Genomic DNA, 23436 nt, shown 5'->3' with positions numbered 1-23436 from the left:
AGCACAACTGAAGTCAGAATTATGTCTCGTCATTGCTTAACTAGGCTTTTAGCTTTTCTGTGCAGCATCCTTTTAATTGCCTGTGGTACGGCACAAAATCAAAATGTCAATCTTCCTGCCATTTCTTCCAATTCTTCTGTCGAATCGGCTGAGAGAGTGGTAGCTTTAACTTCGCTAACCGCCGATATTATCGAACGATTAGATAAAAATAAACTGGTTGGAATCGCAGGCAGTAGCTTGCTCAAATCGAGCGATCGCTTTACAAATATTCCTATAGTTAGCGAAGGACAAACCCCACCTAATTTAGAAAAAATTGTTGCTCTCAAACCCGATTTAGTCATCGGTGCTAAAGGATTTAGCGACCAAACTCTTAACAAATTAAAAGAGTTGGGAATTGCTACGCTGTCCACCGATATAAATAATTGGAATGCTTTAACAGAAATTACTCAAGATTTAGCTCAAAAAATTGGCGCCGATCCAACTCCTTTATTAAAACGCTATCAAACCTTTTTAACCGATCTTCCCCAACAAAATTTATCCACTTTAGTTTTGGTCAGTCGCCAACCAATTTTAGCTCCCAATAAAAATAGTTGGGCGGGCGATTTATTAGAGAAATTTAATGCGAAAAATTTAGCAGCAGAATTCCAAGGAAAATCTGCTTTTTCTGGTTATATTACACTTTCTCCTGAAAAAATTCTCCAAGCTAATCCAGAAGTTTTGTTAATTGTAGAATCATTCGGACAAAAATTACTTGAAGAATTTAAAGCCCAACCTTTCTGGAGTCAATTGAAAGCCACTCAGCGCGATCGCGTGTATGTTTTTGATTATTATGGATTAGTCAACCCTGGCAGCATCGACAAAATTGAAGAAGCTTGTGCGAAACTAAAACAGGTATTGAAAGCATCATAAATAAGATTAAGATTTAACGAAATCTTTATAGTATTGCAACAGCAAACTCCCTGCCTCATCCAATTGTTTGCCAAAAGCAATAATTCCTTCTTCGTGTCCGCTCATCACTAAAATTTGCGTTTCACCCAAATTCTCTTCTCGGCACAATCGAATAATTTCCTTTGCCATTTCTGGCGTACCGTAAGTAATATTTTTTGCCGTTGTTGGAACTTTATCCATTAATTCTTGCCAGAGTTTGAGATGGTGAACGTGAATAATTGCATTAATTTTTGGGTTGGCTTCATAAACAGCTGCATGGGTTAATGCTTCTGAAGAAGCTTGTATTGGTCCTTCGCAAGTCAAACAGTTTCGCTCCCAATCGTAATCAATAACTGTCGTGTAGTGTTGCTCGTTTAAGGCGGGCAACCCTCCTGTTTTAGTACCAGAAATAATAAATTGACTGGGTTTATCGGGATGGCGAATGCTAAGGTTGCCAAATCCTATGCCATTAGGATATTCGCCAATTAAACCCAATTGATAGAGTTTATTTCTCCATCGATTGAGGTCTTGAATTTTATTATTAGAAAGGGGTAACGAGTTAATCCAATGGCATTGATATTTTACATACCCTTCATCAATTGTGTTTGTCATTTGTCATTTGTCATTTTTTTTACTTTTATTCTTCACCCGATTGGCGATCGCTAATGACTGATAAAATGTATCTGGGATAAGTATCAATAGCACGAAGTCCGCCACCGCTTCCTGGAAAAGTATCTGTCTCAGGAGGTTGCCAGGCAAAAAGTGCAGCGTATGGAAAAAACTCGTCTACTTGACCAGCAATGTTTGCAGTCCAACGTCCGTTACTTAAATTCCAGGTGACACCCGCTATAGTTGCTGAAAAACTTTCCAAAGCATACCAGTTATCGCTTTTGCGAATCGTAATGTCGGGAAATTCAGGGATGTAGGGAACGGGACTAGGAATAGTACCTTCAAAAGGTTCTGAATCGTCATAACTAAACCCTCCAGTTCCGATTTGCTCGCCACTAGGAGAGTCAAAAAACTCCAAATCCCAAAAGACGGTAGCTGCTTGGGTCGGTTGAGCCGCGATCGCCGTAAAACTCGGAGTACATAGAGCAGTGGCTACTGTCAATTTTGCGAAGATATCGTTCATCTTAACTATTTAACGACTCGCAAAGTCGTCCAATAATACTGCGATTGCCGATTAATGTTACATTGCTTCGCCTCCCACGACGACATTGCGAATTCGCAAACTCGGACCGCCGCAACCGACGGGCAAACCGTTTTGTCCGCCCTTACCGCAACCGCCCGATTCATCCCAGTAGAAATCATCGCCGATCGCTTCGATATTTGCCAGGGTTTTAAATACATTTCCCGATAGCGTCACATCGCGCACGGGTTCGGCAATTTTGCCATCGCGAATCATCCACGCTTCTCCTGCACTAAAGGTAAACATTTCTCCATTGGTCATGCCACCCAACCAATTGCGAGCGTATACTCCTTCTTGAATTCCTGCAAATAACTCTTTTACAGGTGTCGTACCTCGCTCGATCCAGGTGTTGGTCATGCGAACGATTGGGGGATAGTGATAATTGAGACAACGAGCATTTCCCGTCGCCTGTTCGCCCAACTTACCTGCCGTTTCGCGGGAATGCAACCGCCCGACTAATACGCCATCTTTAATCAATTGAGTGGTTTTTGCGGGGGTTCCTTCATCGTCGTAGAAATAACTGCCTCGGTGTCCTTGGGGGGCAGCGCCGTCAAAGATTTGTAGCTCTTTGGGACCGAACCGTTTCCCTATACTCATGACTTCTAACAAGTCGGGATTTTCGTAGAGCATATCCGCTTCCGAGAGATGTCCGAATGCCTCGTGAACGAATAAACCTGCGAGAATGGGATCGATGACAACGGTGTAAGTATTGCCTTTGACTGATGGCAAGGAAAGCGCATTTACCGCCCGTTGAGCGGCACCCCGCACCTGTTCGTCTAGCTGGGTTAAATCTTCGTAAGCCTTGCGAGAACCCGTTGTTTCTCGCCCCGTCTGCACGATTTCTCCATCTCTAGCGGTAGCGGAAAAGCGCATTTCCATGTCTGCCCAGGATTGCTCGATTAAGGTTCCCTCAGAAGTGGCAAGAATAACGCGCTGGGTGGTATCGCCGTAGCGGACAGAGGTGGTAGCGACGCGATCGCTATAGGCGCGAAGAAGCTCATTGTAGCGATCGCAGAGGGCTTTTTTCTGCTCTAGCGGCACGTGACGCGGATCGGTTCCGGTTAGTGGCAGTTGGCAAACGACTTGCGCGGGTTCGACTGGGGCGAGAATCGTCTCTTCTTCTCCTACCATTTTGGCAGCGGCAATGGCTTCTTCGACGCGATCGGTTAGGGTAGATAATTGGTTAAAGGTAGCGAACCCCCAACCGCCTTTATAAGCTGCTCTCACCTGGCCGCCAATCGAAATGCCTTCGCTAAGGGTTTCTACCTTGTCTCCTCGCAATAAGATATTCGTTCCTTCTGCTTGTTCTATGCGAATGGCTAAAAAATCGATGCGATCGCGATAGCGATTTATCAGCTCGGCAAGTAAATTTTTGTAGTCGGAAAATTGGTTTGACATGGCTATATCTGCAAGCTTTAATTTCTACTATTGAATCAGCCTCATCAAGACATCCTTTACGGCTGGAGGTAGCTGGCGCATGATTTTGCCTTTCTCGCGATCGATCGCAACTAGGGTAACTCTCCCTGTCAAATACAATTCTTCTTCTTGTGGCATCTGAATTTTATAGTCCCAATTAATTCTGACTCCTGCTATCTCGGTCATGCGAGTTTTGACGATAGCCGCTTCTCCTAACCGCATGGCTCGATGATAGCGAACGGACATTTCGACTACGGGTAGGTCGCAACCTAACCTTACCAAATCGGCAAAATCTATGCCCATGGAGCGCAAGCATTCGACTCGCGCTTCTTCCATCCAGGTAAGGTAAGAACCGTGCCAGACCACTCCGCCGTAGTCTGTATGATGAGGTTGAGCGCGAACGGCGTATTCAAACCATACTTCTGTAGTCGCTCTGAGAGCGTCATCGGTTGCGATCGCAGTTGTCGGCGATAATTGGGGTTGCTGTTGCTCGGACAAGTTATCACATAGCGTTTTTTGTTCTTTGTTATTTTAACTCGATCGATTTTGACTTTTGTTGTAGCTGGTACATGTGATGGAACAATTTCCAGCGGTATTCTTCTGAGAGTCCGCAAGTCACCGCACCGCGAATGACTACATTCAAATACCAGTCGTTAGGTGCTAATTCTTCTTCTAGTTTATCGACGACGACATAAGTCCGAACGTTGCGATAAATTTGTCTACCATGGTATACATTGACGAATTCATGGCGGTATCCGTTGCAGGGAATTTCTTCTCGTTCGTCGAGAAGATCGCTCAATCGCCAAGGTAAATTATACAATACCCCCTCGACGTAAGAACTAGGATCGGGAACGATATCTAAAGCACCGCAGTTACGACGTAGAGAGCGGCGATAAAATCCGAGACGATAGCCTTTAACAACTCCAGTTCCGATGACGTAGTGATGAGTGTTTTCGCCGAGCGATCGCTTTAAATCCACCGGACACATACAAGATCCATAGGCAAAATAATAGAAAGATGGTTCGCTCAGTTGTTGGGGTTGCCAATGGCTTCCCTGATGGTTGGACAGAGAAGTTTTTAGTGGTAAATTCTGCGATATGTAATTGCGATTTTGTTCTATTTGCCGCTCTTCCATGAACAGCTTCAAGTTGTTTCTAAAGATAGTATATTTTACTTTTTAGCTTGTTTTTCTGCTGGTACTGAAATTTTAAAATAAAAAAATAAGAGGGACTGAGAGCTTATTTATATAGCGATTTTTAAGAATCGAATTAATCTTCTTCTGTATAAACGCTCTCTATCAGTCCCACTGACCAATTAACCCCTAACAGTACTTTGATAACATTTCACCAGGATCTTGTCTACGTATTTTTACCAAGTTCATTAAAATTTTAAAATTTAGCCGCGCTATTTCCAAATAGTTTAACGCGATCGCAAGGAGGATCGAACTTTTGGATTGAATCCCGTTTATTTTTCGCAAGCGACAATTTCATGGCTATAGCGACTGAGGGTTTCTCCCAATTTGTCCGCAATTCCCTCAATCCAATTTTCGTCTTGCTTGGTATAGCTGCGGGGTACATTAGCCCCTAAAATGAGAACGCCTCCGTCGCCCATCGGTTGGCAGATCAGCCCTTGGGTATTTTCTGGCAGATAATCAAATTCTATGCGTCCTGGAAAAAGTTTCAGATCGACCAAATAAATTGGTTTGTGAGTCTCCAACACCCGCCGAACGATTTGACCGGGTTTTACATGGGGATTATCTGTCAATATTCCCCGCCGCAGGAGAACTTTTCCTTGGTAGTAAACGACTAAGGATTTTGTTACAGTATTGGTTAATAAGAGGTGCGATGCCCAAGCCAGTTCGGTTTTAACCGCATCGGGCAACTCCGAAGCCAACTCCATTCCCTCTTTGCCAATCAGAGTAACTGCATCGGGCGATCGCGGCTGGATTTGCTGCCAAAGCAAACCGACTAGAATCAATATAGCACTAAGGATCGTGCCTAGCGCATCGGAACGAGCTTGAGATTCTGTCAACTGAGCGGTTGTCAAACGATTAAGGAGCAGCAATATTCCTCCCAAAATGCCAACAAATAGAGGAAGCAGCCGCACCACTCGATTGGGATCGTCGGATTTAGTCATTCGTCATGAGTCATTAGTCATTGGTCATTAGTTCAGTCTACAAAGGACGAATGACAAAGGACAAATGACCAATTTACTCTTCTCCGGGTTCTAGAATTCGTTGAAATAAATATCCCGTTCCCCGTGCGGTGAGGATTAATTCTGGGTTGCTAGGGTCATCTTCTAACTTTGCCCTCAAGCGGGAGATGTGAACGTCAACGACGCGGGTATCGACGTGGCGTTCGGGGGTATAGCCCCACACCTCCTGTAAGATCTCCGAGCGCGAGAAAGGTTCTCCAGAACGGCTGACCAATAACTCTAACAGGCTAAACTCCATTCCAGTCAAACGAATGCGCTCGTCGCCCTTGTAAACTTGTCGCTTGTTGGTATCGATTTTAATCGATCCCACATGAATCACCCCAGAACTGGGAATGCCGGGGGTACCATTTTTTTCGACTCGTCGCAGCACCGAACGAATGCGAGCTTCTAATTCCTTGGGAGAAAAAGGTTTGACTACATAGTCATCAGCCCCTAACTCCAAACCCGTAATGCGATCGGCAACGTCTCCCAAAGCGGTTAACATAATGATGGGGATATCAGATTCCTTGCGGAGTTCTTGACAAACGCCATAGCCATCGAGCTTGGGCATCATTACATCCAAGACTACCAAGTCTGGATTGGTCTGATGAAAGACTTCGAGGGCTTCTTCTCCATCGGCAGCCGTAACGACATCGTAGCCAATCATGGAGAGACGAGTTTCCAAAATTCGGCGGATGCTGGCTTCGTCATCTACAACCAAGATTTTTTCTTTATGAATCTCCAAGTTACTCAACACTCCTTTTTTAAATAAATTTGCTAATTCTTAAGTTAATTTTTGAGTGCCTCTGTTACTAGAATATCTCTTTCCCGTTATTATTAACCCTAAATTGCCTTGTATATTGGCTCGATTGGGCTTTTTTTAAAGTTTACTTAATTGTTGAGGCTGGTGGATATTTTGCTCTTTATCTGAATGGATTTAACAATTTTTTAAAAAAACTTCAAATGCCGAAATCTCGAACAATTTACGTTTGCAGTGCCTGTGGAGCAGAATCGCCGCAGTGGTTTGGCAAATGTCCGAGCTGTGGAGTCTACGGTTCCTTGGAAGAGCAAGTTGTCATACAAAATTCGATTGGAATCAGTCGAGGAGGCTGGCAATCGTCTACTCGCACGGTTGGCAAAACCAAAGGTCCCGCTCAACCAAGAATATCCGTCAAATTCTCGCAAATCACCCACGAAGTTCAAGCCAGGTTTCCTTCTGGATATGGAGAATTGGATCGGGTGCTGGGCGGGGGCATCGTTCCAGGTTCGCTGGTGCTAATTGGGGGAGATCCCGGCATTGGTAAATCGACGCTATTGCTGCAAGTCGCTAACCAACTGTCTCAGCGATTGCCCAGAATTCTCTATGTATCCGCCGAAGAGTCGGGACAACAGGTTAAGTTGCGCGCCTCTCGTTTGGGCGTGACGCAGACATCTTCTTTTGAACGGGAAGATACGAGCAATGGCAAGGCGAAAAAAGGTCATCAATCCTCACAAGACAAGCTACAAGAGGGAAATTCCAATCTCTATGTTCTCCCCGAAACCGATTTAGAAGAAATTCTCCGAGAATTGGAATCTCTTAAACCCCAGGTGGCAATTATCGACAGTATTCAAACCCTCTATTTTGCCTCGCTAACTTCGGCTCCCGGTTCGGTCGCTCAGGTGAGAGAATGTACCTCGGCATTGATGCAGGTGGCAAAGCGAGAAAATATCACGTTATTTATTGTCGGTCATGTGACTAAAGAAGGAGCGATCGCGGGTCCAAGGGTATTGGAACATTTAGTCGATACGGTGCTATATTTTGAGGGCGATCGCTATGCCTCTCATCGTCTGTTGCGCTCGGTGAAAAACCGCTTCGGAGCCACCCACGAAATCGGGATCTTTGAAATGGTAGAGCATGGCTTAGATGAAGTCGCCAATCCCTCTGAGTTATTTCTGGGCAACCGCGACGAACTCGCTCCCGGTACGGCGACGGTGGTTGCCTGCGAAGGAACTCGTCCGATTGTCGTAGAGTTGCAAGCGTTGGTCAGTCCGACTAGCTATGCTTCGCCGCGACGTTCGACGACGGGGGTAGATTACAACCGCCTACAACAAATTCTGGCAGTCCTAGAAAAGCGAGTCGGCATTCCCCTATCGAAATTGGATGCTTATGTGGCTTCTGCTGGCGGGTTGGGCGTGGAAGAACCTGCGGCGGATTTAGGAGTTGCGATTGCTGTGGTTGCCAGTTTTCGCGATCGCGTCGTCGATCCGCGTACCGTATTAATAGGAGAAGTCGGGTTAGGCGGACAGGTGCGCTTAGTCTCGCAAATGGAATTGCGGCTCAAAGAAGCGGCCAAACTGGGGTTTAAACGCGCGATCGTGCCCAGAGGACAAGCGTTTCCAGACGATTTGGGCTTAGAAATTATCCCCGTAGCCAAGGTGATCGATGCGATAATCGCAGCGATTCCCCCGCAACGCCGCTTTGGAGGCGATATCTCAGTGGAGGATGATGAAGATTCTATTAACGATGAAAATATGAACTAAACTTATAGAGCTTCGCTATAATCTGTCTTTAATGCTCTGCTCTAAAAATTGCTATGGCTATCGGAATGATGATAGAAGGGGAATGGAAAAAGGAAGCGTATCGAATGGATACGAAAGGATGCTTCCAACGCAACCCCACAATGTTTCGCAATCAAATTACGGCTGATGGTTCGAGCGATTTCAAAGCAGAAGCCAACCACTATCACCTCTATGTTTCCTATGCTTGTCCTTGGGCGCATCGGATTTTAATTATGCGGCAATTAAAGGGACTAGAAGAGGTTATTAGTTTGTCGGTTGTTGACCCGTTGATGGCAGATGAAGGATGGGAATTTTCTGAGTATCCAGGTTCTATTCCCGATACAGTTAATGGAGCGAATTATTTGCGGGAAATCTATGCTAAAGCCGATTCAAAATATACGGGAAGAGTCACCGTTCCTGTCTTGTGGGACAAGCAGAAAAATACGATTGTGAATAATAAATCCCGCGAAATTATACGAATGTTCGACTGGGAATTTGAAGCGTTTGCTCGCCAGAAAGTGAACTTTTGTCCAGAAGACTTGAAGGAAAAAATCGCTCGAACAATTGATGCCATTTACCAACCCATTAACAATGGGGTTTATCGAGCTGGATTCGCTCCCTCTCAAGAAGCCTATGAAGAGGCTGTAACAGAACTTTTTGAGGCTTTAGATTACTGGGAAAAAGTCTTAGAAAAACAGAGATATTTATGCGGCAACGGGCAACGTGCTGACAGAAGCAGACTTTTGCATGTTTACTACCCTGCTGCGTTTCGATCAGGTTTATTACGTACATTTTAAGTGCAATATTCGTCACATTTGGGATTATCCAAATTTATGGAATTATCTCAAAGAACTGTATCAATATCCTGGCATCAAAGAAACCTGCAATTTAGACCATATTAAGCGGCATTATTATATGAGCTATCCTCATATTAATCCCAGCGGTCTTGTCCCCAAAGGACCTGTTATTGATTTAGACGAACCTTACGATCGATAGTTGGTTGAAGCGATCGCATTTCATAAGCTTAACCTTGGCGAGCGCTCGAATCTCCTGCCACATAATCTCTATATGGCTGATATTTGCCAAATTTATCATAGAAATAATCAAATGATACTTGTAAAATGATTGATTTAAATCTATGATAAAAGCAACGTTAAGATCCTATATGAGAAAGATCCTATATGAGATCGAAACGTTGACCTAGAGATAGTTGCTGATGAAGCCAAACTTCACTCACGGGGGACGTTAAATTGATTCAAGCAACCCTACATCAGCTAGTCGTTTTTGAAACCACTGCTCGCCACGGTAGTTTCACCCGCGCAGCCGAAGAATTGTTTATCACCCAACCGACGGTGTCTAGCCAAATCAAACAATTGACTAAAGCTGTTGGTCTACCATTGTTCGAGCAAATTGGCAAACGCCTTTATCTAACCGAAGCCGGAAAAGAATTACTGGCGACCTGTCAGGAAATCTTTGAAAGGCTAGATAACTTCGAGATGAAGGTTGCTGACTTAAAGGGAACTAAGCAGGGAAAGTTGCGGCTTGCCGTAATTACAACTGCGAAATACTTCATCCCTCGTATTTTAGGATCTTTCTGTCAGCAATATCCTGGGATTGATATTTCACTCAAAGTAACCAACCATCAGCTTATTCAAAAGCGCATGATGGAAAATGAGGATGACCTCTATATCCTCAGCCATCCTCCAGAAGATATGGATCTGTCCACCCAGTCTTTTCTGGATAATCCATTAGTGGTGGTGGCACCGCGAAATCATCCTTTGGCAATGGAGAGGAACATTCCCATCCAACGCCTTAACGACGAACCTTTCATCATGCGGGAAGCGGGTTCGGGGACGCGACATGCCGTCCAGCAACTGTTTGCAAGGCACAAAGTCATTGTGAAGGTCAGGTTAGAACTGGGAAGCAATGAGGCAATCAAACAGGCGATCGCTGGAGGTTTAGGCATTTCTGTCCTTTCCCAACACACCCTACTTGGTGAGGGGTCTAATAGCGAACTAGCGATCTTAGACGTACAACATTTTCCGATTAAATGTCGCTGGTATGCAGCTTATCTAACGGGAAAACAACTATCTGTTATCTCTCAGACTTTCTTAGACTATCTCGTGCAAGAAAGTCAAAAGATACGGGTTCCCTCTCTCAATCTGCTTGCCACAGTTTGATAAAGCGATTAATTATTAGCAATTAGCGATCGCCAAGATCCGTTCACTAATTTTGAGGTAACTCTATGTTTGAGACGTTCAGCCAGAGTATCTGGTTGGTACCCTTGTACGCCTTGACGGGAGCGGTACTTGCTTTACCTTGGTCTCCTGGTATTATCCGTCAAACGGGACCGAGACCTTCTGGATATATTAACGCCATTATGACCTTGATGGCGTTTCTTCATAGCTTGCTTGCCCTTGGGGCAACTTGGAACCATCCTCCCCAATATATCTCTTTTAACTGGCTTCATGTCGTCGATTTAAATATTTCCTTTGATATTGAAATTTCTTCGGTCAATATTGGGGCTTTGCTGTTAATTACCGGGTTGAATCTTGCCGCCCAAATTTTCGCTATTGGCTATATGGAGATGGATTGGGGATGGGCGCGTTTTTACTCCTTACTCGCTCTGTTTGAAGGAGGAATGTGTGCCCTGGCACTTTGCAATTCTCTGTTTTTCAGCTATGTCATTCTGGAAATCCTGACTCTGGGAACTTACTTGTTAATTGGTTTGTGGTTCAACCAGTCTTTGGTGGTGACAGGGGCAAGGGATGCCTTTTTAACCAAACGGATAGGCGATTTAATTCTGCTAATGGGTGTGGTTGCCTTGTTACCCATCGCTGGAACTTGGAACTATACCGAGTTGGCAGAGTGGGCAAGAACTGCAACGCTTAACCCTACTACCGCAACTCTCCTCTGTTTGGCACTAATTGCAGGTCCTCTGGGTAAATGCGCGCAATTTCCCTTGCATTTGTGGTTGGATGAGGCGATGGAAGGTCCTATACCCGCTACGATTTTACGGAACGCCGTGGTCGTTTCTACTGGGGCATGGGTATTAATTAAGTTGCAGCCAGTGTTTGCGCTGTCTCCCGTCGCTACCAATGTCATGATTTGGATCGGTGCGGTAACGGCGGTAGGTGCTGCCGCGATTGCGATCGCGCAAATCGATCTCAAGCGTTGTCTATCCTACGTCGTCAGCGCTTATATGGGTTTGGTATTCATTGCCGTAGGAACGGGACAAACCCAAACCGCATTGACGCTGCTATTTACCTATGCGATCGCCATGTCTCTGCTAGTGATGAGTGTGGGCAATATCATTTGGAACAATATTACCCAAGATATCACTCAATATGGTGGGCTTTGGTCGCGCCGTCCCATCACTGGCATTTGCTTTCTTGTAGGGGCAGCTTCTTTAGTTGCTTTCCCTCCCATGGGCTGTTTCTGGGTACTAACCGAGATGGCGGATAACCTATCCCAGAACTATCCCTGGTTAATTGGCGTTTTGTTACTGGTTAATGGATTAACTGCCTTTGGCGTTACCCGCGAGTTTTGCGCGATTTTTGGCGGCAAACCCAAGCAGATGACCGTTCGTTCTTTTGAAGCTTTCTGGCCTCTTACCCTGCCGATGACCATCGTAATGGGATTTGCCCTCCACGTACCTTTACTCCTCAAGCAATGGAACCTGCTCCCTGCCTGGGAAGACCTAAATTTGACCGTTGCTAGTTTCTTAGTTATCTCAACAGTCGTTGGCGGCGCTGCGGCAGCTTATATTTATCTCGGCGATCGCATTGCCAAACCCGTACAATTTAAACCCAAAGCCGTACAAGATTTTTTTGCCTACGACCTTTATACTGCCAAACTCTATAGGCTAACGATTGTCTTTTTCGTTGGCTTGATTTCCCAAATTGTCTCTTGGTTCGACCGTTTTATTGTCGATGGCATCGTCAATTTAGTCGGCATAGCAACCATCTTTGGCGGACAAAGCTTAAAATACAACGTCTCAGGTCAGACTCAATTTTATTTCCTGTCAATTTTTCTAGGAGTTGTCTTTCTAGTCATTGCGATCGGTTGGCCTATACTCTCTCAAGTTTCCCTAGTATTTGGGGCTAATTAGTCAATGATTCGTCAGTTTTTGTAACAATTGCCCAACCATTAGAAAAAACGACTGGCTATGAATAAATGAGCAAAAATAATCAATTTTTTAACGTATCGCGTCGCAATTTAATTAAGTATGGAGGCGGTTTTCTCGGAATGGGATTTGCAGCAACTATTCTGGGATCTAATTTATCTAAACCAGAAGCCAGTCTCGCTCAAACAAAAGATGTGGCTCCCGCTCAAAATAGTCCTGTCAAAAACATGACTCCCGATGAAGTGCTGCAAGTCTTAATAGAGGGAAATATCAGTTATCACTATTCAATCGAAACTGAGAGCTGATGACTACTAACTAAAAAACTCAAAAGTCAAAATTTAAATAACAAACGATCGACCAATAACTACTCATAAAACCTTTATGCTAAGTACTTTACTTTGGTTACCTATTTTAGGGGCAGCAATCATTGGAATTTTTCCAAACCCCAAGGAAACGAAAAGATTGCGCCAGATAACGATAGCATTTGCGATCGCGTCTTTTGCTTGGTCGCTTATGCTGCTAACTCAGTTCGATATCAACAATCCCGGATTGCAGTTTAAAGAATATTTTTCCTGGGCGGAGCCAATTGGCTTGAGTTATAGTTTGGCAGTCGATGGGCTATCAATGCCCCTATTAGTTTTAAGTAGTTTTTTAACCATAATTGCCATCTATGCTACGGCAGAAAACGCCGAACGACCTTGCCTAAAATATTCCCTATTTCTTCTGATCAATGCGGGAATTGCTGGGGCATTAATGGCACAGAATTTACTCTTGTTTGTCCTCTTCTACGAATTAGAGTTAATTCCGTTTTATCTCGCGATCGCGATTTGGGGAGGAGAAAAACGAGGTTATGCTTCGATTAAATTCCTTCTCTATACAGCTGTATCTGGCTTATTGGTTTTGGCAGCCTTCCTTGGCATTGGTTTCTTAAGCGGATCTCCAAATTTCGATTACCAATCGCTAACGACGACAGAATTATCTGTCAAGACGCAATTAATTTTACTGACTTTACTCCTGGTTGGTTTTGGCATCAAAATCCCCTTGGTTCCTTTACACACTTGGTTGCCAGATGCCTACACCGAAGCCTCACCAGCCGTAGCAATTCTATTAGGAGGGATCCTAGCAAAACTGGGAACCTATGGCTTAATTCGGTTTGGTTTGCAGCTATTTCCCGAAACTTGGTCGCTGGTAGCCCCCGGACTCGCCATTATCGGTACGGTTAGCGTTGTCTATGGGGCATTAAGCGCGATCGCGCAAAAAGATATCAAGCGCATGGTTGCCTATAGTTCTATCGGTCACATGGGCTATATGCTGGTAGCGGCAGCGGCGGGAACGGCGTTAAGCGTTTTAGGTTCAGTCTCGCAAATGATCAGCCACGGTTTGATTTTAGCCCTACTCTTCTATTTAGTGGGCATCATCGAACGCAAAGTTGGCACCCGCGACATTAATGTCCTCAACGGTTTAATGAATCCCATTCGAGGATTGCCCACCATCAGCGCCCTTCTCATCCTAGGAGGAATGGCTAGTGCGGGAATTCCCGGTTTAGTAGGTTTTGTAGCTGAATTTATCGTTTTTCAAGGCAGTTTCTCGGCTTTCCCGATTCCTACCCTTCTGTGCATTATTGCATCTGGTTTAACTGCCGTTTACTTCGTTATTCTGCTCAACCGTACTTGCTTTGGCAAGCTGGATAATTACACGGCGTATTATCCAAAAGTATTGCGAAGCGAAAGCATTCCCGCGATCGTCCTTACTGCCGTCATTTTATTTTTAGGCATTCAACCCACTTGGTTGGTGCGCTGGATCGAACCAACTACGAGTTCAATGGTAGCCAATCTTCCCGCGATCGGTCAGCAAGTCGCTATAGACTATCAACCATCACTCGATAAGTAGTTGAGTTCTCAATTGAGGTGAAATCTATTCCCCTTGCGTAAGCGAGATGCTGCTGGCGGGCAAGATGCCCGCACTACAATTTACAAATTCAAAAACGAATTGAACTATTGAACTATGGTAGAAACTGCTGAGAAACCCAAAACTAAATTACCTCCTTCAACCCATGAATTTGCTGAGATAGTTCATCGCTTGGAAGCCGGCGGTTCGATGCTACCCGATACGCCAGAAAATCTAATGCAAATCATCGGTATTTATAAAGCCTATGCCGTACCGATGGACTTTTACTGGCGCGATCTTCTCTATATTGCCGAACGGGTTTTTCTCGATCCGCTTCCCTTCTTTAAATACTTCTTACCTCAAGAATATTTAGACCTTCACAATCACTATGCTGGAGACGATGCAGATTTAAGAATTTGGCGCGGACAAGCAACTGCCCATCCCGAACTTCTCGAATTTATGGAGAAGGGGAAAACCTTCAAAATGCCCAAACTATTCCACCATCTCTGGCACGATCGCATTAACATGGAGTTTGCCGAAGAATGCATGCGTGCTATGTTCTGGCACGGTCGAGATATGGGCTGGGGATTGTTTGACGCCTATTTAGATAGTGACGAATATAAGGCTAATGCCGATCGCGCCATCAAAGCTTATTTCAAATACAATCCCCCAATGCTGGCGCTTTATAAACTCTTTCCAGATATGTTCTTAGAACAAGTCAGAATGATGTCTTATTATTCCAATTTGGGCTTGTTCTGGGAAGTTATGGCACCCGTTTTCTTTGAGATGTCGGATATCTATGACGAAGGCGGATTTAAAGGCGTTCCCGATGCGATGAATTTCTTAGTTAACGGGATTTTTGCTATTGCCGGTCGTCCGATTTACCATCACGTCTATATTCGGGGCGAATGCTACGAAATTATCCCCAAATCAAAGGGATTTATGTGGCTCTATGAAGCAGCATTACCTTACGTAGAAGCTGTATTTTATCGGACTTCCCCCTTCCGAGGAACGAAATCTTATAACGCGCAGGCAAAAGAAGTTCCCGACGATCAAAAAGATTTCCATTACGGCATTTTATATGCCGATGTTTTCCCCGTGGGAACGGCTGGCATTCCGCCGACATTGTTGATGGATGATATGTATCATTTCCTTCCTGGTTATCTGAAAGATTACTATCATAAGCATTGCCGAGGAGAAGACGATATTCTCATTCAATTGGGTATTAGTTTCCAGCGATCGATGTACAATGTGACTTCGGCAGTCATTCAAGCATTGCGTACTGCGCTTTTATATCCTTTAGACGACCCCAATCCGAAGCATTTAATGGCAAATCGGAAATTTTTTGAAGCACAACTCGATCGATTCATCCGTCCCGAATCCCGCCTAAGAGAGATTCAAAGTCAGAATTATCGATAATAAGTCTGCTAGGCACTATGCCAAACTTCGATCTAATTCCCTCTACTGGCGAGAGGGGATTAATCTTGAGGAGCGCGCGATCGCAAAACAATTAAACTTAGAAGTGGATAAACATCTTGGTAACAAACTTGGGAAGTGCAAACGGGATCGAGCCAAGAATCTGTATTCTCATGGGCGTGTCCGGTTCGGGAAAATCTACTGTCGGTAGATTGCTCGCTCAAATTGTGGGCTGGCAATTTTACGACGGAGACGATTTTCATCCACCAGAAAATCTTGCTAAGATGAGTCGCGGAATCCCGCTTAGCGATCGCGATCGTCAGCCTTGGCTGTTAGCGTTGCGGGATTTAATCGATGAGGTGCGACGCAATAAAAGCCATGCAATTATTGCTTGCTCTGCTCTCAAGCAAGGTTATCGAGAGCTGCTACAGGGGGACCAACAAGATCTTCTCTGGGTTTATTTCAAAGGAAGCTACGAGCAGATTTGGCAGCGAATGCAGCAGCGACAGCAGCATTTTATGAAAGCCGAACTGTTGCGCTCTCAGTTCGAGTCGTTAGACAAACCCGAAAATGCCATCGCGATCGACATTTCCCGAACTCCAGGAGATATCGCCATGCAAATTGCCAAAATTCTTAACGAGAAAAAAAGCTGGTAGTGGCACTTTAGCCGCCGCCACTACCAACCAAGTATTAAGCCGCGTGTTGGCGATACCAATCAATCGTATTTTTCAAGCCTTGTTTAAAGTCCATCTGAGCTGTAAAGCCAAAAGTCTCTCTCGCTCTAGTAGTATCTAGACAGCGACGGGGTTGACCGTTGGGTTTGTCGGTCTCCCAAACAATTTCGCCATCGAATTCCATCAGTTCGCAAATTAATTCCACCAAATTACGAATAGAAATTTCGTAATTCGTTCCCAGATTGACGGGTTGGTCGCCGTCATACTTCTGAGTTGCCATGACAATTCCCCGCGCCGCATCGGTAGAATAAAGAAACTCGCGGGTAGGACTCCCATCGCCCCAAACGGGAAGCTGTTTGTCTCCCCTTTGCTGGGCTTCGTATACCTTGCGAATCAAGGCTGGGATGACGTGAGAACTACGGGGATCGAAATTGTCTTCGGGTCCGTACAAATTGACGGGCAGAAGATAAATTCCATTAAACCCATATTGCTGCCTGTAAGACTGAAGCTGAACTAAAAGCGCTTTTTTGGCAATGCCGTATGGCGCGTTCGTTTCTTCTGGATAGCCATTCCAAAGATCGTCTTCTTTAAACGGTACGGGGGTAAACTTGGGATAGGCACAAATGGTACCGACGCAGACAAACTTTTCAACTCCCGCTTGATAGGCGGCATGAATTAACTGAGCGCCCATCATCAAGTTGTCGTAAAAAAGTTCTGCTGGTTTTTCTCGGTTTAACCCGATGCCGCCGACATGAGCGGCTAAGTGAACGACAATATCCTGCTGCTCGACCGCTCTTTGGCAATTTTCGAGAACGCGCAGATCGCAATCGCGGGAACGGGGAGTTGTAATTTTATCTAGGTTGGCTCCTGCCCGGCACAACTGCTCGACTACCTGACGACCAAGAAACCCAGCGCCACCCGTAACCAGAATACGTTTGTTGCTTAAATCTAGCATAGTTTTTTATCCTTAGTCCCTAGTCAGCGCTCGGCGCTCGGCTATCAGTTATCAGCGATTAAAAACCTTCTAACTGATAACTGATAACTGACTAACTAATAACTGATTTAGTCCACCATAACGCCTACATTCTGACGAATATAAGCATTATCTAGCAAGAGTTGCCCGTTGTGAGAGCCATTGGGAGAGGGAATTCCTAAAGCAGCAAGATCGGCATCTACCATTAAACGGACTAACTCTTCAAAGGTAACAGATGGCTGCCAGCCAAGTTTTCGTTTGGCTTTGGCAGGATCGCCTATGAGTAAATCTACTTCCGCAGGACGCAGATAACGCTCGTCAAAGGCAACGTAGTCTTCCCAGTTAAGATTGACGTAACCAAAAGCGATCTCTAAAAATTCTCTAACCTCGTGAGTTTCTCCCGTAGCAACGACATAATCACCTGGTTCGCTTTGCTGTAACATTAGCCACATCGCTTTAACATAATCTTTAGCATAGCCCCAGTCCCGCTTAGCATCCAAATTGCCGAGATACATCTTTTTCTGGGTGCCGGCTACGATTCGAGCGAGTGCCCTAGTAATCTTGCGAGTGACAAACGTTTCGCCGCGGCGGGGAGATTCGTGATTAAACAAAATTCCGTTACAAGCAAACAATCCGTAGGACTCTCGATAGTTTACCGTTTGCCAATGAGCGTAGACTTTAGCGCAGGCATAGGGACTGCGAGGATAGAAGGGGGTTGTTTCCTTTTGGGGGATTTCCTGCACCTTGCCAAACATCTCGGACGAACCCGCTTGATAGAATCGGACTTCAATTCCCGTGCGTTGTTGGTAATCGCGAATTGCTTCTAGCAACCGCAGCGTTCCCATTCCTACCGAATCTACCGTGTATTCTGGAGAATCGAAGCTGACGCGAACGTGAGATTGAGCGCCTAGATTATAAATTTCTATGGGTTGAACTTGCTCCAGAATGCGGCGTAGAGTGGTTCCATCCGTTAAGTCTCCGTAGTGTAAAAACAACCGCGCATCTGGGTTGTGCGAATCGACGTAGATATGATCGATGCGATCGGTATTAAACGTGGAGGTTCGGCGAATAATGCCATGAACTTCATATCCTTTTTCTAGCAATAATTCGCTCAAATAAGAACCATCTTGACCAGTAATACCGGTAATCAGCGCTCGTTTGGATTGGGTCATTTCTAATTATCCTGTCCTTGGTAGGTATTGATAGAAACATTAGATACAGATGGCACAGCTTGACCTAGCTGTCGCCAAAACTAAATTTCAACGAACAATGTAAATATCTTTCCTAAATTAACCTAAAAGCTTGCCTGGTGGTCAAAAAAAAATTAACAATTTTTCAAAGTTTTTGTAAAGTTTGAAGTCGTTAGTTCTAGGAGAATTGCCTGGAAACTAACGACTCATAACTCAATGACTAATGAATGGAGTTTAATAAGCTCCATTGCTATGGGGAAAGATAATTACACCAATTGTTTTGACAATTATCCACAGATCCATTAACCAGTTGCGGCAATTGACATAGTAGACATCTATTTGGACTCGTTGGGGATAGGGGATGTCATTGCGTCCAGAGACTTGCCACAATCCCGTAATTCCCGGTCGGATGGTTAGAACTTTTTCGATGCGATTTCCGTATTTACACAACTCTTCCGGAACTAGGGGGCGAGGACCGACTACACTCATATCTCCCATCAGCACGTTCCAAAACTGAGGAAATTCGTCAAGGCTGGTCAAGCGCAAAAACTTGCCAATCCAGGTAATTCGGGGATCGTCGCGCAGTTTAAAGTTGTTTTCAAACTCTTCGCGCATCTGAGGTGAATTTGCTACGATCGCCTCTAGAATTTCGTCTGCATCGCGAACCATAGTTCTGAATTTGATACAGCCGAAGCGCTTATAGTTTTTGCCAACTCGTTGCTGGACGTAGAAAATCGGACCGGGCGAACTAATGGCGATTAACAGCGCCAAGATCAAATAAAGCGGCGACAAGAAAATCAGAACTAACAGAGAAAAGACTACATCGAACGTTCGCTTGGTAAAATCCCCATCAAAAGTTTGAGTCAACGATTTATAAAATTTTTTCGAGGAAACCGAGGATAGGGAACCGCGTTGCATCAAAACTCGCAAGGCTTTGATGCGTATAAATTGGCTATTAGCAGTCATCTTACTCCTTCACATCACATCACACCACACTGTCCCGATCATAAAGCCAGAAGACCATTATTATGGCGAATCTATCTAAAAAAGTCGCAATTTTTGTCAGAATCTTTTGAGGGAAAGTTCTGACAACAGTCTTCGATAAAGGCTAAATAAGAGGTTTCAAAGATTTTGGGACTAAAATTAGCCGCCCTAGTCCGACAACTTTCTGGATTGATTTGACCTTGAAATTGGCAAAAAGTTTCAACGGCTTTGACTAGAGCTTCTGGGATTTGAGGAGAAAACAACAGTCCCGTTCCCGTTTCCGGAAATTGGCGAATATCTAGCACGGTTTCTAACGCGCCGCCCTCTCCGTAGGCAATGACAGGCGTTCCACAGGCTTGGGCTTCTACTGGGGCAATCCCGAAGTCTTCGCAAGCTGCATAGACAAAAGCTTTAGCGTTAGCCATATATCGCTCGACGACTTCATCGGGCTGCGCCCCTAAAATTTGAATATTGGGTTTGGCAATTTGATGAATTCGCTTGAGTTCGGGTCCGTCGCCGATAATGACCAAAGGATAGCCCAACTGATTAAATGCTTCGACAATTAGAGAAACTTTTTTATAACTGACCAAGCGAGACACGGTCAGATAAAAGTCTTCTTTTTGCGCTTGAAAAGAGAAGCGATCGCAATTTACTGGCGGGTAAATTACTTTTGCTTGACGGCGATAGCAACGCCAGATGCGCTTAGCAGTATGATAGGAGTTGGCAATGAAGTAGTCAACTCGATTGGCTGCAATTACATCCCACTGCCGCATTCGATGCAGGATATAGCGAGTCAAAATACCGAGCAAACCGCGTCCTAAGCTATTGGCATTAAGATAGTCAAATGTCAAGTCCCAAGCATAGCGCATGGGCGTATGGCAATAGCAGATGTGTAGCTGATCGGGACTGACGAGTACTCCCTTGGCGACCGCGTGGGATGAGGAGAGAATCACGTCATACTGCCGTAAATCTAGCTGTTCGATCGCTAGGGGCAGCAGAGGCAAATATTTCTGAATGCCGTTGCGAGCCAAAGGTAAATGTTGCAGAAACGTCGTTCCAATCTTTCGTCCATAGAGATAACTCTGGGGATTGACTGATTCAAAGTCAATTAAGGCATAAAGATCGGCATCGATATGGCGCAAGATTTCGCGCACGACTAACTCCGAACCACCCGTGGCTTTAGGAGTTAGCCACTCGTGAACCAGAGCGTATTTCATAGGCCGAGCAGACAGCGAGCATTGGTTTCCAAAATGGCAACAAGATAAACTTTTTCAGTTTTTCGGTGGCACAGTAGAAGTAGAGGCGATCGCCAATTCGCAGTTGGCTGAAAGCTTAGTCAATGGTATTGGTATGAGGAGCAACAAAAGTGAACAAAGAGCTTTTATCTAGTCAAAAATCATCTTTTAAGTGGCTTTTAGACAAGCAAGCACAGGTAATGGCAATCTTACTCGTTATTCTTAGTATAGCGTCAAGCGCTCCCGCGATCGCCCAAGAAAAAATCCTGCGCATCCTAACCGTCACCGGACAGGGACAGGAAACGATTCCTACCAGCTTGGCTCAAGTACAGCTAGGCGTGGAGGTCAAAGGACAAACGGCACAAGAGGTACAGCAAGAGATCGCCAGACGGTCGTCGGCAGTGGTAGAGTTGCTGCGATCGCGCGGCGTAGAAAAATTACAAACCACTGGGATCCAATTACAGCCCGCCTACTACGATTACAGCAGTAACCAACAACGCCTCGTCGGTTACGTTGGAGTCAATACCATTAGTTTTCGTATCTCTAACGATCGAGTAGGGAATTTACTCGACGAAGCTGTCAAAGCTGGAGCTACTCGAATTGACAGCGTTGATTTTACTGCCAGCGACAACGCGATCGCAGCAGCGCAAAAGCAAGCGCTTCGGCTAGCCACCGAGGATGCCCAGCAACAAGCGGATACGGTCTTGAGTGCCCTCAATCTCACTCGCCAAGAGATCGTTAACATTCAAGTCAATGGAGCAAGTACCCCGCCACCACAGCCGCTAATGGCTCGCGAGGCAGCTAGAACCGATTCTGCTACTACCCCTGTTATTGGCGGCGAGCAAACAGTTAGTGCCTCCGTCACCCTACAGATTAGTTATTGAAGTAGGGGAAGACGCGCGTCGGGCAAACCTTTAGCGTCTGTCCCCTACCCTACAGAAATCGCGAATCGATCTTAAAACTCGCTGTTGCCGCTACCGTAGCCGCCGACTGCGCTGGAGTCGGCGTCCCGCTTCGAGCCTAACAAATCGAGTCTATCCACTCTAATAACGGGAGTCGAACGCTCAGTTCCTGTCTTGTCATCCGTCCAAGTTTCGATTGTCAACGTCCCCTGAATGCCGATCAAACTTCCCTTCCGAACGTAGTTAGCAGCAACTTCTGCCGTTTTGCCCCAAATTTTCAGATTAAACCAATCGGGTTCGTCATTTTTACTGGTAGGGCGATTTACCGCTAAAGTTAACGTACACAAGACGCTTCCCGATTCAAAACATTTAACTTCCGGATCTCTGCCGGCGCGACCTACCAAATGTACGACATTCAGACTCATTCGTCAATTCCTCTCATTTTCCGTTATTTTAGTACAAATATACTCTCACTATTGTAGCTCGTAAGCGCACCAATCGAAACTAACTGGAAAAATAATATCTCGTAACAGTGCGGAAGATTTCCTGCATGACTTGAATCCCCGTCCTAACGAGGAACTGTAAAATTCCCGATCGAATTCGTTAACTTCGCTAGACTTAGAAGGAAAAAAGTAATAAGATCCAATCCACATCAATTCTATTGGGCGATCGTAAAGCAGCATCGTAAATCCTAAATCGTAGTGGGGGGAGAAAGTTCTGTGAATTTTTTTAAACGTTTTTCCCTGTCGCGAGACATGGGCATAGATTTGGGGACTGCCAATACCCTAATTTATATATCTGGTAAAGGCATCGTTTTAGAAGAACCATCTGTCGTTGCGATCGATCGAGATAAAACCCCCCTAGCTGTCGGCGAAGAAGCTAGGAAAATGCTAGGGCGAACTCCGGGTAATATTATCGCGCTGCGTCCCTTGCGCGATGGAGTTATCGCTGACTTCTACAGCGCTGAAATTATGCTATCGGAATTTATCCGTCGCGCCCATGAAGGAAATCCTCTCGGCAATCCTCGCATGGTGATAGGAATTCCTAGCGGAATCACTGGAGTTGAACGCCGAGCCGTTATAGAAGCGGCGACTCGTGCGGGAGCCAAAGAAGTTGGCTTGATTGACGAACCAGTAGCAGCTGCTCTAGGAGCGGGACTTCCCGTGACAGAGGCAACGGGTAACATGATTATTGACATCGGCGGCGGAACGACTGAGGTCGCTGTATTAAGCTTACAGGGAAGAGTGCTGAGCGAATCAGTTCGGGTTGCAGGCGACGAGCTAACCGAGGCAATCGTGCAGTACATGAGAAAAGTCCACAACTTGATTATTGGCGAACGGACAGCAGAAGACATTAAAATCAAACTGGGTTCTGCTTACCCCATTCATAATGAAGAACCAGTTCAAGAAGTTCGAGGCTTACATCTTATGTCTGGATTACCCCGAACCATTACTATTAAAGGAGGAGAGGTTCGAGAAAGCATGGCAGAGCCTCTGTCAACGATTGTCGATGCCGTCAAGCGCACGCTAGAGCGGACGCCTCCCGAACTGGCAGCAGATATTATCGATCGCGGAATTATGCTAGCTGGAGGAGGCGCTTTGATGAAGGGACTCGATACGCTCATCAGTCACGAAACGGGCATCGTTACTCACGTAGCTGAAGATCCGCTCAGATGTGTGGTTAAAGGCACGGGTGAAGTACTCAAGAATCCTAAAATTTTGGAGCGAATCCTCAACGAAAGCGCTCGGATGGCATAAGTAAGGCAACAGGAGAAAGGCAAAAATTA

The 23436-nt window shown here is 45.3% G+C and carries 22 protein-coding genes and 1 pseudogene; 11 read left to right on the top strand and 12 right to left on the bottom strand.

Translation table 11 applies throughout. From position 1 onward, the window contains the following. Nucleotides 1-21 precede the first annotated feature (21 nt). On the top strand, nucleotides 22-909 hold the full coding sequence (locus PLE7327_RS16045; protein ID WP_015144853.1) for an ABC transporter substrate-binding protein: 888 nt from the start codon (nucleotides 22-24) through the stop codon (nucleotides 907-909). Nucleotides 910-915: 6 nt separating this feature from the next. Here PLE7327_RS16045 and PLE7327_RS16040 read toward each other — a convergent pair whose 3' ends face one another. The 7 genes from PLE7327_RS16040 to rpaB all read right to left on the bottom strand — a co-directional run bounded on the left by PLE7327_RS16040 (nucleotide 916) and on the right by rpaB (nucleotide 6470). Further along, on the bottom strand, nucleotides 916-1539 hold the full coding sequence (locus tag PLE7327_RS16040) for a class II aldolase/adducin family protein (protein ID WP_015144852.1): 624 nt from the start codon (nucleotides 1537-1539) through the stop codon (nucleotides 916-918). A 25-nt stretch (nucleotides 1540-1564) separates the two neighbouring features. Then, nucleotides 1565-2059, bottom strand: a complete 495-nt coding sequence (locus PLE7327_RS16035) for a hypothetical protein (protein WP_015144851.1) — start codon at nucleotides 2057-2059, stop codon at nucleotides 1565-1567. Nucleotides 2060-2116: 57 nt separating this feature from the next. Continuing rightward, complete coding sequence (locus tag PLE7327_RS16030; protein ID WP_015144850.1) at nucleotides 2117-3514, bottom strand: TldD/PmbA family protein; 1398 nt, start codon at nucleotides 3512-3514, stop codon at nucleotides 2117-2119. A gap of 27 nt (nucleotides 3515-3541) precedes the next feature. Continuing rightward, nucleotides 3542-4030: a thioesterase family protein gene (locus PLE7327_RS16025; protein WP_015144849.1), complete on the bottom strand. Its 489-nt coding sequence runs from the start codon at nucleotides 4028-4030 to the stop codon at nucleotides 3542-3544. 28 nt (nucleotides 4031-4058) lie between these two features. Next, nucleotides 4059-4667 carry a gamma-glutamylcyclotransferase gene (locus PLE7327_RS16020; protein WP_015144848.1) on the bottom strand — a complete coding sequence of 203 codons (609 nt, stop codon included), beginning with the start codon at nucleotides 4665-4667 and terminating at the stop codon, nucleotides 4059-4061. A gap of 329 nt (nucleotides 4668-4996) precedes the next feature. Beyond that, nucleotides 4997-5668, bottom strand: coding sequence for a cofactor assembly of complex C subunit B (locus PLE7327_RS16015; protein WP_015144847.1), 672 nt, complete (start codon nucleotides 5666-5668; stop codon nucleotides 4997-4999). A gap of 73 nt (nucleotides 5669-5741) precedes the next feature. After that, nucleotides 5742-6470, bottom strand: coding sequence for a response regulator transcription factor RpaB (gene rpaB, locus PLE7327_RS16010; protein WP_041392237.1), 729 nt, complete (start codon nucleotides 6468-6470; stop codon nucleotides 5742-5744). A 218-nt stretch (nucleotides 6471-6688) separates the two neighbouring features. Between rpaB and radA the strand changes: the two genes are divergently transcribed. The 8 genes and pseudogenes from radA to PLE7327_RS15970 all read left to right on the top strand — a co-directional run bounded on the left by radA (nucleotide 6689) and on the right by PLE7327_RS15970 (nucleotide 16348). Next, nucleotides 6689-8245, top strand: a complete 1557-nt coding sequence (gene radA, locus PLE7327_RS16005; RefSeq protein WP_015144845.1) for a DNA repair protein RadA — start codon at nucleotides 6689-6691, stop codon at nucleotides 8243-8245. A 53-nt stretch (nucleotides 8246-8298) separates the two neighbouring features. Further along, nucleotides 8299-9259, top strand: a pseudogene (locus tag PLE7327_RS16000) (glutathione S-transferase family protein). Nucleotides 9260-9513: 254 nt separating this feature from the next. After that, nucleotides 9514-10443 (top strand): LysR family transcriptional regulator, encoded by a 930-nt coding sequence (locus PLE7327_RS15995; RefSeq protein WP_015144844.1) that lies wholly within the window; start codon nucleotides 9514-9516, stop codon nucleotides 10441-10443. Between the two features lie 65 nt (nucleotides 10444-10508). Next, nucleotides 10509-12374 carry an NAD(P)H-quinone oxidoreductase subunit F gene (locus tag PLE7327_RS15990; protein ID WP_015144843.1) on the top strand — a complete coding sequence of 622 codons (1866 nt, stop codon included), beginning with the start codon at nucleotides 10509-10511 and terminating at the stop codon, nucleotides 12372-12374. Between the two features lie 65 nt (nucleotides 12375-12439). Next, entirely contained in the window at nucleotides 12440-12694 is a 255-nt protein-coding gene (locus PLE7327_RS15985; protein WP_015144842.1) for a hypothetical protein, read from the top strand. Nucleotides 12695-12770: 76 nt separating this feature from the next. Next, entirely contained in the window at nucleotides 12771-14279 is a 1509-nt protein-coding gene (locus PLE7327_RS15980; protein WP_015144841.1) for an NADH-quinone oxidoreductase subunit M, read from the top strand. Nucleotides 14280-14393: 114 nt separating this feature from the next. Beyond that, nucleotides 14394-15695 carry a CO2 hydration protein gene (locus tag PLE7327_RS15975; RefSeq protein ID WP_015144840.1) on the top strand — a complete coding sequence of 434 codons (1302 nt, stop codon included), beginning with the start codon at nucleotides 14394-14396 and terminating at the stop codon, nucleotides 15693-15695. A 116-nt stretch (nucleotides 15696-15811) separates the two neighbouring features. Beyond that, the gene (locus PLE7327_RS15970) at nucleotides 15812-16348 is read left to right on the top strand and encodes a gluconokinase (protein WP_015144839.1); all 537 of its coding nucleotides are present in this window, start codon (nucleotides 15812-15814) and stop codon (nucleotides 16346-16348) included. Nucleotides 16349-16382: 34 nt separating this feature from the next. Here the strand turns inward: PLE7327_RS15970 and PLE7327_RS15965 are convergent, their stop codons facing one another. The 4 genes from PLE7327_RS15965 to PLE7327_RS15950 all read right to left on the bottom strand — a co-directional run bounded on the left by PLE7327_RS15965 (nucleotide 16383) and on the right by PLE7327_RS15950 (nucleotide 20730). Next, complete coding sequence (locus tag PLE7327_RS15965) at nucleotides 16383-17321, bottom strand: GDP-L-fucose synthase (protein WP_015144838.1); 939 nt, start codon at nucleotides 17319-17321, stop codon at nucleotides 16383-16385. 107 nt (nucleotides 17322-17428) lie between these two features. Further along, nucleotides 17429-18511, bottom strand: coding sequence for a GDP-mannose 4,6-dehydratase (gmd, locus tag PLE7327_RS15960; RefSeq protein WP_015144837.1), 1083 nt, complete (start codon nucleotides 18509-18511; stop codon nucleotides 17429-17431). A 252-nt stretch (nucleotides 18512-18763) separates the two neighbouring features. Further along, complete coding sequence (locus PLE7327_RS15955) at nucleotides 18764-19495, bottom strand: sugar transferase (RefSeq protein WP_015144836.1); 732 nt, start codon at nucleotides 19493-19495, stop codon at nucleotides 18764-18766. A gap of 71 nt (nucleotides 19496-19566) precedes the next feature. Continuing rightward, complete coding sequence (locus tag PLE7327_RS15950; protein ID WP_015144835.1) at nucleotides 19567-20730, bottom strand: glycosyltransferase; 1164 nt, start codon at nucleotides 20728-20730, stop codon at nucleotides 19567-19569. A 149-nt stretch (nucleotides 20731-20879) separates the two neighbouring features. Here PLE7327_RS15950 and PLE7327_RS15945 point away from each other — a divergent pair, with 149 nt between their 5' ends. Next, entirely contained in the window at nucleotides 20880-21632 is a 753-nt protein-coding gene (locus tag PLE7327_RS15945) for an SIMPL domain-containing protein (RefSeq protein ID WP_015144834.1), read from the top strand. Nucleotides 21633-21703: 71 nt separating this feature from the next. On the opposite strand, the gene PLE7327_RS15940 is transcribed toward PLE7327_RS15945, so the two are convergent. Next, the gene (locus PLE7327_RS15940) at nucleotides 21704-22075 is read right to left on the bottom strand and encodes a single-stranded DNA-binding protein (RefSeq protein WP_015144833.1); all 372 of its coding nucleotides are present in this window, start codon (nucleotides 22073-22075) and stop codon (nucleotides 21704-21706) included. A 330-nt stretch (nucleotides 22076-22405) separates the two neighbouring features. Here PLE7327_RS15940 and PLE7327_RS15930 point away from each other — a divergent pair, with 330 nt between their 5' ends. Then, complete coding sequence (locus tag PLE7327_RS15930) at nucleotides 22406-23407, top strand: rod shape-determining protein (protein WP_186005398.1); 1002 nt, start codon at nucleotides 22406-22408, stop codon at nucleotides 23405-23407. Nucleotides 23408-23436: the final 29 nt, after the last annotated feature.

The organism is Pleurocapsa sp. PCC 7327 (genome assembly GCF_000317025.1).
Taxonomy (GTDB): domain Bacteria; phylum Cyanobacteriota; class Cyanobacteriia; order Cyanobacteriales; family Microcystaceae; genus Hydrococcus.
The sequence above is the reverse complement of the archived record's forward strand: the minus strand, read 5'-3'. Positions and strand labels throughout refer to the sequence as shown.